This window comes from Prosthecobacter sp. (assembly GCF_014879935.1).
Lineage (GTDB): Bacteria > Verrucomicrobiota > Verrucomicrobiia > Verrucomicrobiales > Verrucomicrobiaceae > Prosthecobacter.
The window spans coordinates 1-11,420 of sequence record NZ_JACSRD010000279.1; the positions used below are offsets into that span (position 1 = coordinate 1).

At 63.7% G+C, this 11,420-nt stretch carries 9 protein-coding genes and 1 pseudogene; 4 read left to right on the forward strand and 6 right to left on the reverse strand.

All coding sequences use genetic code 11. The features are described from left to right. Both IAE77_RS30295 and IAE77_RS30300 read right to left on the reverse strand, forming a co-directional pair. Positions 1-228, reverse strand: a pseudogene (locus IAE77_RS30295) (amidohydrolase family protein); the annotation flags it as partial. 106 nt (positions 229-334) lie between these two features. Then, positions 335-697, reverse strand: coding sequence for a hypothetical protein (locus tag IAE77_RS30300; RefSeq protein ID WP_294235323.1), 363 nt, complete (start codon positions 695-697; stop codon positions 335-337). Between the two features lie 155 nt (positions 698-852). On the opposite strand from IAE77_RS30300, the gene IAE77_RS30305 reads away from it, so the two are divergent. The 4 genes from IAE77_RS30305 (at position 853) to IAE77_RS30320 (ending at position 6,198) form a co-directional block, all read left to right on the forward strand. Next, positions 853-1,113, forward strand: coding sequence for an RNA-binding protein (locus IAE77_RS30305; RefSeq protein ID WP_294235324.1), 261 nt, complete (start codon positions 853-855; stop codon positions 1,111-1,113). A 225-nt stretch (positions 1,114-1,338) separates the two neighbouring features. After that, positions 1,339-4,002, forward strand: a complete 2,664-nt coding sequence (locus IAE77_RS30310) for a hypothetical protein (RefSeq protein ID WP_294235326.1) — start codon at positions 1,339-1,341, stop codon at positions 4,000-4,002. A gap of 20 nt (positions 4,003-4,022) precedes the next feature. Then, positions 4,023-5,708 carry a hypothetical protein gene (locus IAE77_RS30315; protein WP_294235328.1) on the forward strand — a complete coding sequence of 562 codons (1,686 nt, stop codon included), beginning with the start codon at positions 4,023-4,025 and terminating at the stop codon, positions 5,706-5,708. Between the two features lie 55 nt (positions 5,709-5,763). Continuing rightward, entirely contained in the window at positions 5,764-6,198 is a 435-nt protein-coding gene (locus tag IAE77_RS30320; protein WP_294235332.1) for a hypothetical protein, read from the forward strand. A gap of 8 nt (positions 6,199-6,206) precedes the next feature. Here the strand turns inward: IAE77_RS30320 and IAE77_RS30325 are convergent, their stop codons facing one another. The 4 genes from IAE77_RS30325 to IAE77_RS30340 all read right to left on the reverse strand — a co-directional run bounded on the left by IAE77_RS30325 (position 6,207) and on the right by IAE77_RS30340 (position 11,174). Beyond that, complete coding sequence (locus IAE77_RS30325; RefSeq protein ID WP_294235334.1) at positions 6,207-8,360, reverse strand: RecQ family ATP-dependent DNA helicase; 2,154 nt, start codon at positions 8,358-8,360, stop codon at positions 6,207-6,209. 53 nt (positions 8,361-8,413) lie between these two features. Next, a complete protein-coding gene (locus IAE77_RS30330) occupies positions 8,414-9,481 on the reverse strand; it encodes a TIM barrel protein (RefSeq protein WP_294235336.1) in 1,068 nt (355 codons plus the stop codon). Positions 9,482-9,960: 479 nt separating this feature from the next. Further along, entirely contained in the window at positions 9,961-10,209 is a 249-nt protein-coding gene (locus tag IAE77_RS30335; protein ID WP_294235338.1) for a hypothetical protein, read from the reverse strand. Further along, positions 10,206-11,174, reverse strand: a complete 969-nt coding sequence (locus IAE77_RS30340) for a hypothetical protein (protein WP_294235340.1) — start codon at positions 11,172-11,174, stop codon at positions 10,206-10,208. The genes IAE77_RS30335 and IAE77_RS30340 overlap by 4 nt, the downstream gene beginning before the upstream one ends. Positions 11,175-11,420: the final 246 nt, after the last annotated feature.

The window sequence follows — 11,420 nt, forward strand, 5'->3', positions numbered from 1 at the left end:
ATTGAAATAGGTCAGGTGAATGTGCGCCTCGATCAGCCCCGGCATGATCGTGCCGCCCTTCGCGTCGATTTTCCGCGCGTCCGTCACGGGCGGGGCGTCCGCCGCAGGTCCTGCATACTCGATGAGACCGTCTTTGATAAGAATCGCCGCATTCGAGACCGGCGGTGCGCCCGTGCCGTCGATGAGCTGGCCGTTGGAGATGAGAGTGGAGCCTGGTTGGAGCTTCATGGCAGCAACAACGCGTGTCGATGACACGCTGAATCACGCAGGCACAAAAAAAGGCGGAGCCGCAGGTTGCAGCTCCGCCTGGAGATGAGTTCGAGGGCAGCCCCGATTACTGGCGCACGTTCTTGATGTGCTTGTCCGGCGCGGCGTCGAAGGCGGCCTTGCTGGCGGCGTCGGCGAATGCAACCGGGCGGCTGTAGCTGACGGTGATCGACGGGTCGGCCTTCTTTTTGCTCAGCGGGCACTGGCCGGTGATGGCGGCGACGATGTTGCTCAAGTAGGCCTTGGGACTGGCGTTGAACTGCGTCTTGCAGCGGTTGCAGCACACGGCGACGGATTTTGTGTAGGTGCTGGTGATGGCGGGATTGGCCGGCTTCCCGGAGATCGGGCAGACGGTGTTCAGAGGCTCGGCCGCGCGGGCTGAACCGGCGCAGATGCCAACGATGGCGGCGATGGTGAGGAGGTGTTTCATGGGGATGAACAGAGCTGGATGGAGGGCTTTGGAATACGAATTCAGAAAGGTGGATGCAACGCAAAACTGCGCCTGGTCGGCAACGGTGGCGGACGGCGGTTCGGTCCGGGAAGAACCCGTTGACAACGCCGGACGCGAGCCCAGGCTCCGCCGCCATGAACTTGTACGTCAGCAATCTGCCTTACACCCTGACGGACGAAGAGTTCAAAGGCGTGTTTGCCGCCCACGGCCAGGTGACGGGTGCACGCATCGTCAAAGACCGTGAGTCGGGACGCTCGCGTGGTTTTGGCTTTGTCGAAATGCCGCTGGAGACCGAGGCGCTCGCCGCGATCCATTCGGTGAACGGCCAGGAGATCGGCGGGCGGGCTCTGCGTGTGGTCGAGGCACGGCCCAAGGAGGAGCGGCCGCCACGCTGAAGTCGGCGCTGGCACCACACAGCATCTGGGATTTGTGAGGGAAATCACTTCGAATGACTTCTTGAAGCGTCATCTTTTTTGACCGCGTCATGGTGAGGTAAGTTGTTTGTAAAGGAGGGGCCGTCGGATTGCTTCACGATGCTGCGACTCTATCGTGAAAGCGTTCGCAGAATTGCAGTCCTCAAACGCGCTCTCATGACTCCGCAAGCCCTCCGTCGCAGGCCCATGCCCTCCCGTCACATTCTTCCTGTGGCGTTGAGCTTCATCTGCATGACCGCAAGCGCGGCGGACCTCGGGCCGGCGAAGTCGCTTTATGTGGACTGCTCGTCGCGTCCGGACGCGCGATCGCTCGCCGCGTTCGATCTGTGCATTTTGAATCCGCATGCCGAGGTGGACATGGAGCCCGGACATGCGCTCGGCCATCGCTTCGTCGCGCTGCTGGATGTGGCGCGGGTCAAAACAGGCTCGTTTGAGGCGATGCTGGCCGCGAAGCGGGGCGTTGACTCGACACCCTGTGGGCAGGACGGCAGGACGCGCAATCTTGAGGCTTCTCATGCGCAATGGATTCCGTGGGCGGTCGAGGCGCTGGTGGACCCGGCGGCGAAGAAGGGCTTCGACGGCTTTGCGCTGAGCCTGGGCAAGGAAACCACCGCCGGCTCACGCCAGGCGCTGCTGACGCTCGCGGCCACGGTGCGCCAGCGTTATCCTGACAAGGCCATCCTGCTGGATCTGCACAGCGGGACGGGCATCGAGGCCGCCTCGGTGGCGGATGGATTTCTCGCCCTGGGAGTTTACACACGCGAAGGCCGTGGTGGCGGCGTGGACTTCACCACGATCGCCGAGACGCAGCAGCTCACACGGCGCATCCGCACCGTCCAGCTTCAGGGCATGCGTGTGTTCGCGGCCGATTTCGCCCCGCTGCATGATCGGGAAATCGCACGTGATGCGGTGAAGCGCCTCACCGCCATCGGCGCGGTGCCGTTCATCACCACACCTGCGGTGAATGGCGTCAATCTGGGGCCGCTGGAGGAAAAATCCCGTCAGGTGCTCGTGCTGCATGGCTGGGATGCGAAACACACCGGCCAGGCCGCCCCTGCTGCCGAAACGACCGCCACCGCCCGGTTCCTGGGCAAGACTCTCGAATGGCTCGGCTGCCAGCTCAGCTTCCGCGTGGCGCAGGAGGCTGATTCTTTGCCCCAGGAGCATGATTTCAGCGCCGTCATCCTCGATCCGGGCCTGCTGCTGGATGCCGGGCAGCAGCGCACGCTCGCCGCGTGGCTGCCGTCGTTGCGGGCGAAAAAAATCCCGCTGCTGCTGACCTGCCTGCCTTTCACTGATGAGGCCGCGCGTCATCAGGCACTGCAGCACCTCGGGCTGGGCGGCAGCGGCAGGCCCGCCTCGCGTCTCGTCAAAACCAGCGTGGCAGGCATGGATTCGCAGCTCATCGGCGCAGGTGCACGGGTGCAGGCCCGTTCACTCGGTTTTCTGGAGCTGACCGCCCCCGTGGATGCGCACATTGTCCTCGCCCTGCGGGGGGAGGACGGCCTCGGCGCCGAGCATCGCTTCGATCAGACCTTTCTCGCCCCATGGGGCGCCGCGTGCCTGGATGCCGGCTTCGCCACCGCCGGCCCGCAGCTCGATCTGCCCGCGTTTCTCGCCGCATGGCTGGGGGATGACATCACTCCCGTGCCTGACACCACCACCCGCGCCGGACGTCGGGTGTTTTACAGCCACATCGACAGCAGCGGCTTCGCCACGCCCTCCACGCTGCCTGGTTTCCCGTCATGCGCCGAGGTCATGCGCGACCGTATCCTGGACCGCTACCTCCTGCCTTTCACGGTGTCCGTTTGCGAGGCGGAGCTGCGTGGCTGGCTGCCCGGCCAGGACGTGCGCGACGTGCCGCAGCTCGAGCACATGGCCCGCAGCATCTTTGAAATGCCGCAGGTGCAGGCCGCCTCGAATTCCTTCACCCGCCCGGCGCACTGGACACCCGGCGTGCGCATCTCCTCGGAGCTCAATGAACGCGCCAGCACGAGCCGTTTCGACATGCAGCGGGAGATCGCCGGCTCGATGAACTACATCCATCGTCGTCTCCTGCCGCTCGGCAAGGAGGTGAGCCTCATGCTGTGGCCGCGTCATTCGACCCCGACCGCCGCGGCGCTGGACTACTGCGCCTCGCTCGGCGTGCACAGCCTTTCCGCCGCGTCTTACGCGGCCGCCCTGCCGGTCCCTGCCGTGTCTCCTGCTTCCAAATCGATCCGCATGGAACCTGCGGCGGTGCGTTGCAGCTTCGAGGACGTGCGCACGGAGCAGGGCCTGGCCGCGCTGGGGAAAACCCTCGATGAATGCGCGGGCGAGCCGCTGCATGCGATGACCGCCGCCGCCTATGCCGCCAGCGTGCGTGACGCGCGTGACACGCGTGTGCTGCAGGTCGCGGAAGGCCGCTGGATCATCCTGAACCGGGGAGACTGCCGCACGCTGCGCCTCCCCGCCTCCGCCGGCCGGCCGGACATGACACGCTGCCTCGGCGTCTCCGGCTACAATGTGCACGAGGGCCAGCTTTACATCCACACGATGGGCGGCGCATGCACGGAGCTCGTCCTCACCAAGGACCAGCCCGTGCAGCACCTGCATCTGGCGGAAAGCAGCGCTCCTGTCGAGTTCATGGAGCTCTCCTCCCGTCGTGCCACCTTCCAGGTGCGTGATTTGCGTCCCATCGAGGTCGTGTTCGGCGGCTTCGAGCCGCACGGGCAGTGCGCCTACCTCGAAAACGGCCGCCCCTACACTGCGAAAGCCGACGCCAGCGGTCTCGTGCGGCTGGAGCTCGTCTGCCGCTCCATCGTCAGCCTGCAATCCCTCCCGCGTGCCACGCAGGCCGCGATGCGTTGAGCCACTCTTCCTTTTTCCCAATGTCCCGCACCACGCGCCAGGCCCTGCTGCTCATCGTTTCCTATACCAGTCTCGCCGTCGCGTGGGGCTGGCGCTTGCATGCCGGAGACGCACAACCGTCGCATGAGGAGCTGCGGCTGCAGGCCACACGTGAGCAGATCGCCGCACGTCTGGCCGATGCGCCGGGCCGCCTGCAGCAGGCCGCCGCGTTTCAGCTCGCCATGCTGCCCGACCATGAGGTCCGGGCGCTGGATGACTGGTTGCAGGCCGTTCCGGAGCAGCGTCTGCGCCAGCTCACGATCGTGCAGGGTCCTGTTCATGCGCCGTGTCCGCTGAACACCGCGTTGCTGTTTGCCGAACTGGAGCGCACTGATGCGCCGCCGGCCGAGGACGCGCGCCTGATGATCGCCGCCGCTGGAGATCGTGTGGAGGAGCCGCACAAGCTGGCATTGCTCGAACGGCTCGCCACACAGGCCGCTGAGAATCACCAGCCGGCGCTCGCGCTCGAGATTCATCAGCGTGTTTGCGAATCGGAGATCGCCTCATGGCACAACGTGCTGCGCCTGGTCGAGGCCGCGCGTCTCGCCCGCCGTCCTGCCGCCGCCCTCCGTGTCGTGAACGTCTGGCTGGATGGCAGCACGCGTCACCTCGACGCCGCGCAGCGTGAGGACGCGCTTGATTTGCAGACCCGGCTGCTGCTCGAAGGCACACGCTACGCTGAGGCCAGCCGGATCACGCTGGATGAGCTTCGGGCTCTGAAGCTGGGCGAGGCCATCCCGCCGCGTCTGCTGGAGCGGGCGCTCCTCGCCACCCGTGCCGCCGATGAGGCTGCCGAACTGCTGCCCTGGATCGAGCGTCATCTACGTGCCTTTCCAGAGCACAAACTCACGGTGGAGGAGATCGCCGGCGGGAGAGCTGTGTCCGCCACCTATCAGCGCTGGCTGTACGAGTCGGCCACCATCGCCGATCGTCATCAGCACACCAGCATCGCCTGCGACGGCTTCTTCCGCCTCGCAGCGGCGGGTGATCTCCGCGTTCTGGCCCGGCTTCACGCCATCACCGCACAGGTTGGTCGCGGCACTGAGTGGCATGGCCTCGTCACCGCCATGCAGCGTCGTTTCTCCATGCTGGAGATCGCCCAGGCGCTCGTCACCGGCAATGCGCCTGCTCCGGCTCGCGATCTGCTGGCCGGGCACCTGAAAACGTCCCCCAATCATCGCGCTGGCTGGCGTCTGCTCACGCAGATCGACCTCCAGGCCCGTGGGGACGGCTCGGCGGCCACGTTGTGGCAGACTTTCCTGCGCCGCTTCCCCGGGGATGTGCCTGCACTGCGGGAGCTCGCGCAGCTGCAGCTTCAAAACGCCCAGTTTCCGCAGGCCTTGAAGACGTTGCAGCAACTTCCGGGCGAGGAACTTGATGAAGCCACGCTGCGTCAGATCGCAGCGCTCGCCATCCAGCTCGACGACCTGCCCACCGCCCGTCGTGCCCAGCAGCTCATCGTCCAGGGCTCAAAGACACCCGCTGTGAGCGATGTGGCGGCCCTGGCCGAACTGACACGCCAGCAGTCCGATGAAGAAGCCGACGCCGTGCTGGCACAAACCCTCGCAAAGCTGCCCGCGGGTCCTGCTTTCCAGCAGTCTCTCATCGCTCCTCCCGCCACATCCGGCGAAGCCTCGGGCTTCAGCACGGCCGCGCAGGCGAAGTGAGGGCTGCGTCGCGATTATTCGTTCTCGAAGGGCGGCCACGGGTCTATGATGAGGCATGAACCGCCTCACCTTGCTTTTACTCGTCACGCTGGCCGCGTGTACCTCGCTGCCGAGCGATCCTGCCAGCCGCCGTCAGGTTTACGAACAGCGTTTGCGCCGCCTCGATCTGCCCGTCACCCGGGCGCGGCTTTACAAGACCTTGCGTCCTGAGTCACCCGCGCGGCCGACGGGTGATCCAGGCGCCAATCTGCTCTCTGGTAGCGAATTTTATCGCCTCGACAACGACTTCGGCGTCGAGATGTCGGTCGTTTACAAGGCCGTCGTCGGTGCGGAGGACTATTTGAATCCCGCGCCCACTTTGCGCGGCCAGATCCGCTCGATCCTCGATGCCACGCAGAGCATCGACAACTTCGTCAATCGCGGCACGCCCGAGCATCCCGATGACATCGTTCGGAAGGCACGCATCGTCATGCGGCCGCGTCGCTATTGAACGCCGGCTCAGCCGTGCCGTTTGATGATCTCGATGAAATCCGGCAGGTAATCGCGCGCCTTCTTCTCGCCCACGCCACGGACTTTCAGCCCGGCCTCGATGGTTTTCGGCTTCAGACGCGTCATGAACTCCAGCGTCTGGTTGCTGAAGACGATGTAAACCGGCACGCCCTCGGCCTCCGCCACGGCGGCACGATGGCGTTTGAGCTTCTCGAACAAGGCGTCGTCGAAACCGAGCTCCTTCGCGGCCAGTTCCTCATTGATGGCGGTCTTGGTCTTCGGCCTGGCCGCGGGCGCGTGCATGGATGGCCAGCGCAGCCGGACATCCTGGCCGTTCTTCATCGCCCGGATGCCAGCGGAGGTCAGCGAGACGAGCGGATACTCGCCGCTGCTGGTCTCGATGAGGCCATTCTTCTCCATCTCGACGAACAACGGATGCAGGACCTGGGTGCCGGCGTGTTTCAGCAGGCCGTAGGTGCTGAGTTGATCGAGACCGGCGTCCACGATCTCCTTCGATTTGCTGCCGACGAGCATCTGGATGATGCGGCCTTTGCCAAAGCGGCCTTCCCAGGAGCCATCCGCGCATTTGGTGGACATGCGGGCGACGCCGCTGAGCGCCTGGCGCAGCATGGTGACCTCCTCGGGCGTTCCAGGCCGCGGTGGTTGCACACCTTCGGCTCTGCACACGTCACAGGTGCCGCAGGGCGTGCTCTCGCTCTCGCCGAAATAGCGCAGGATCTGCTCCTGGCGGCAGGCTTTGTCGTCGTAGCACAGCTCGATCATCGCCTTGAGCTTCGAGCGGTCGCGGCGGTCTTTTTCGCGCAGCGCCTCCACGTCGAACTCAAGATTCCGCGTCAAAACTTCCGGCCGCAGAAGTCGCGTGCCACGGATGCGCTTCCCAGGAATGTCGAACCGTTCGATGTAGCCGTTCCGTGCGAGGTGACTGAGCGCCGAGCCGATGGCCATGCTGTTTTTGGCGCCAGAACGGTCCGTGATGTCATCAATCGACGCCTGCACCTCGTGATTTGAGTCCGCGGCGTTCAGGAGCGTCTGATAAACGGCCCGGATGATGTCCACGCCGGGGTTGTTGCCTTCGATGAAGAACTCCTGCGTCTTCGTGTCGGCAAAGTTGAAGAACAGATCGCACTGCGAGGGCTCGCCATCGCGTCCTGCGCGGCCTGCCTCCTGGTAGTAGGCCTCGATGCTGCCCGGAACGTCGAAATGGGCGACAAACCGCACATCGGAGCGGTCGATTCCCATGCCGAACGCGTTCGTCGCAACGGCGACATCGGCCTTTTTGGTGATGAACTTCGTCTGTCGCGACTCACGCTCCTTGTCGTCGAGTCCGCCGTGATACTCGATGACCTTCAGTTTCCACGAGCGCAGCTCCTCACCGACTTCCTCGACACGTTTGCGGGTGGAGCAATAGACGATGCCCGTTTTGAACTGCGTCACGATCTTCCGCAGCCGGTCGTACTTGTCCCCGTTGTTCTTGGTCTGCGCGATGTTCAGGCTGAGGTTCGGCCGCTCAAAGCCGCGGATGGCGATGAAGGGATCGCGCAGATGCAGCGTCTGCAGGATGTCATTCCGTACCTCCGGCGTGGCCGTGGCCGTTAGTGCGACGACCTGCGGACGGTCGAGATTTTCCAGCGCCTCGCCGAGACGCATGTAATCCGGCCGGAAATCATGCCCCCACTGCGACAGACAGTGCGCCTCATCGACCGCGAAGAGGCCGATCTGCACCTGTCGCAGCGCATTCGTGAAGGAACGGCTGCGAAAACGCTCCGGCGCGACATAGACGAGCTTGTACTCACCACGCCGCAACGCGCCGATGCGTTCCTGCTGCTCGGAAAGCGAGAGGGTGCTGTTGATCACCGTCGCTGGAATGCCGCGCCGCTCCAACGCATCGACCTGGTCCTTCATCAGCGCGATCAGCGGGCTCACCACGACGGTCACACCGTCCATCACCATCGCGGGGAGCTGGTAGCACAGCGATTTGCCGCCGCCGGTGGGCATGATGACCATCGTGTCGCGTCCGCCGACGATGTTCGCGATCACCGGCTCCTGCCCGTCCAGGAACTCGCGGAAGCCGAAATACTTCTGCAACGCCAGCTTGGCGTCGTGGATCGGTGTGTTCGCGGCGATGGAGGTTTCGTCAGACAAGGGCGCGCATCATGGATGGGGCGGAGAATGGCCGCAAGAAGCGTCCATGCTGCTCAGTGCTCCTCTTTCTTCGCTCCGGCCTTCGGTTTGATGGATGGGGAGAAACCAAGCGTGTCACCGGCTGCTTCGAGGGATTTCACAACGTTGGCTTCTTCAAACTCCAGCGCCTGCTCCAGGCCGAGGCCGCTCGTCTTGGGCAGTTTGGCGGCGTTGCGCTCGCGGACCCTCGTGAGCGTGCGCGCGAGCAGGGTGCCAGGCTTTTCGGGAAAGGTGGCCCAGTAGCTGGGTTTCAGGCAGGAAATGTCCAGCGGATCGCGTGTGATCATCTCCAGGTGGTAGTTGATCGCGGGATTGTGCTTCTCAAACAGCGCCAGCATGCGCGGGAGGTCCAGGATCCCCTCGCCCAGCGGCACTTCGGAGAGCAGGAAGCCGTCCTTGGTCTCCTGAACGGCCATGTCCTTGATATGGGTGGTCACGGCGTAAGGCGCCAGCGCCTCCACGACCTCCATCGCGTCCTCCAGCAGCGCGATGCTGTTGCCTGTGTCCACACAAGTGCCGAAATCCGGGCTGCCGATGCGCCCGAGCATCTCCACCAGTTCGGCGGCGTGGAAATCCTTGTGGTTCTCGATGCCGATCTTCACGCGATGACGTCGCGCGGCGGGCTCGGCCAGTTGCATGGACCTCAACGCCACGTCTTTGAAGTGCTTGAACTCCTCCAGGCTGGAAAACAGCTCGTAACGACGTCCGCCGAGCGCACTGCGGAAGATCGTCGCGCCTGCCAGCCGGGCGATGCGCAGTTCGTTTTCAAAGCGTGGGACGTCATTCTCGTTCTTCGGCAGCGTGATGCTTCCTTCAAGCTGGATGCGGTAGGATTCGCACGTGGCGCGGACTTTTTCGGCGAATTCCGAGTTCCAGCCGCCCACCGTGATCTGCAAAGAACCGACGCCGAGATCACGCACGTGGTCCAGAACGTCGAGAGCGCTGCGGAACGGCGGAAACTTGAGGCTGGAGAAGTTTCCCTTCCATCTCTTGCCATACGAGTGGATGACAATGCCCATCTTCTTCCCGCCCAAGGCCGCGGCAGACGGCAACGCAGCCGCAAATGCGGCGGTGGAGGTCATGAAAGCGCGTCGGTTCATCGGAATCTGGAACGCTGATGGCGCGAAGATCGTTGCGTACAAGTGAGCCCAAGCAGCGATCCTGCCGGAATCACGATTTCAGCATCTCAGATTTGAAAAGATGCAGAGCAGGCGGGTTTTGCGTTGGTGGCGTTCGAATGACTGCATGCGTGTCCATCGTGGTATCTGATTTGAAGGCCAACGGCCTTCCGTCATGCAGCCCAGGGTTGGAACAACCCTGGGTCACATGGACCCACGATTCCCGAAGGTCGTGGAACCCTGAATGGGTTCCGTCTGCGGACATCCACCGGCCTTCGATGATGGACGGAACCCCGTTGAGGTTCACACTTCAGCACTTCAGCACCAGGGTTCTTTCATGGCGACCCGGGGTAGCGCTTCCTGCCTGCAGTGCTTCGCACAGCGATGCAGGCGGGCGCGACCCTGGGCTTTATGACGCAAGCCCGTTGGGCTTGATCGCTTTTCTACCACCACCGAAGCCAGTCAGGCAGACTGTGCCAGAACTCATCGCCATAGCGCATCGCGAGAAAACCGAAAAGAACCGCAATGCCCGCGACGAACGCCCAAAAAGTGCCGGTGAACGCCGCGATTTCCCTCAAGGCGAAGAAAAATCCGATGATGCCACCGAATACAAAGCCGCAGCCAAAACGAACGCGTTTTTCAGAGGCATCGGGTTCTCCGTATTCGCTCATAGAAGATGCGACAAAAATCACCTCACCGTCCCGCCAACCCACTCCGGCTGCCGTTTGGCGAGGCATTCGGAGAGCCAGCGGACGAGGTCGGCGACGGAGTCGTGCTTTTTGCGCAGGGCGTTGAGCGCGGGCCAGTCGATGCCGTGGCGTGGCGTCGGAAGGGTGATCTTCTGGATGCGCAGCAAGTTGTGCACGGCTTCGAACTCGGCGGCGCTCATGGCGCGCAGTTCCTTGGCGGAGGGCAGTTCATCGAGCTGCGTGAGCTGGATGCCGAGGCTGCTGATGCCGACGCCGAACTGGTGGCCAAGGCTGCGGAGCGCATCGACGAGGGCCTCGTCGTTGAGGCCTTCGGCGATGACGATCTCGCTCTGCAGCGTCCAACGCGTGGCGCTGAGGGCCTGGAAGAAGTCGGCGCTGAAGGTGTCGAGCGAGACGTTGAGCTTTAACTGCACGCCAGTGAGGCCGACCTCGGGTCCGCCGAGGTGGCGGCGGAGATTGAGCATGGCCTCGTCGAAGCGCGGGGCGTCGTCGCTGCCGGTGTCGAGGTCCCAGTCGGCGACGACGAGGTCGGGGATGTCCCATTCACCTTCCATGCTGGGCGCACCGCTGCTGTTGCGGTTCAGCAGGAAGGGATAGCGCGAGCGCTGGAGGCTGAGCCGCTCGTAGATGGCGACCATGCGCAGGAAGCGTGACCAGCACTGGTCGCTTTCGCCTTCCTCATCGAACAGACTGGTGCGGCTGGCGCCATTCGGGCCGGCTGACTTTTTCTGCCGCTGGTAGTAACCCTGTCCCTGATCGACCTTCGCGATGGGCGAGGTGGGATCGTAGCTGAGGATGGAGAAGTGATAGCGCAGCGTGGCGTCGCTGTAGCCTTCGCCGAGGCGGAGACGCACGAGGCGGATGAGCTCGGTGCCCTTGATGGCCTCCGCGGGATCATCCGGAAGGATTTCAGGGAGGGTGAGTCGCAGTTGTTCGCGGAGGTTCATCCGTAAGTGGGATGCAAGGAGGATGCACGTGCCGGGGTGCGATGGTCAAGGTGTAAAAAAACGGAGAAGAGCTTGGAGCGGAGGACAAAGAGCGAAGAGTTTTCGCGACGAGGCTGAATCGTGCTCGTCCTCGATTTGAACGGGTGGAGAGGATGGAAAGCGGACTAACCCAAGTTTCGCAGATTTCTGCGAAAAGCAGCGATTTTCGCCCATCTGCCGCGCTGGAAGCCTTGATTTTGCGAGGGG

What these genes read in the sequence shown, in the direction of transcription:
- IAE77_RS30330 (WP_294235336.1), bottom strand. Translation starts at nt 9,481, where the DNA reads ATGACCTCCACCGCCGCATTTGCGGCTGCGTTGCCGTCTGCCGCGGCC.
- IAE77_RS30305 (WP_294235324.1), top strand. Translation starts at nt 853, where the DNA reads ATGAACTTGTACGTCAGCAATCTGCCTTACACCCTGACGGACGAAGAG.
- IAE77_RS30310 (WP_294235326.1), top strand. Translation starts at nt 1,339, where the DNA reads ATGCCCTCCCGTCACATTCTTCCTGTGGCGTTGAGCTTCATCTGCATG.
- IAE77_RS30315 (WP_294235328.1), top strand. Translation starts at nt 4,023, where the DNA reads ATGTCCCGCACCACGCGCCAGGCCCTGCTGCTCATCGTTTCCTATACC.
- IAE77_RS30320 (WP_294235332.1), top strand. Translation starts at nt 5,764, where the DNA reads ATGAACCGCCTCACCTTGCTTTTACTCGTCACGCTGGCCGCGTGTACC.
- IAE77_RS30340 (WP_294235340.1), bottom strand. Translation starts at nt 11,174, where the DNA reads ATGAACCTCCGCGAACAACTGCGACTCACCCTCCCTGAAATCCTTCCG.
- IAE77_RS30300 (WP_294235323.1), bottom strand. Translation starts at nt 697, where the DNA reads ATGAAACACCTCCTCACCATCGCCGCCATCGTTGGCATCTGCGCCGGT.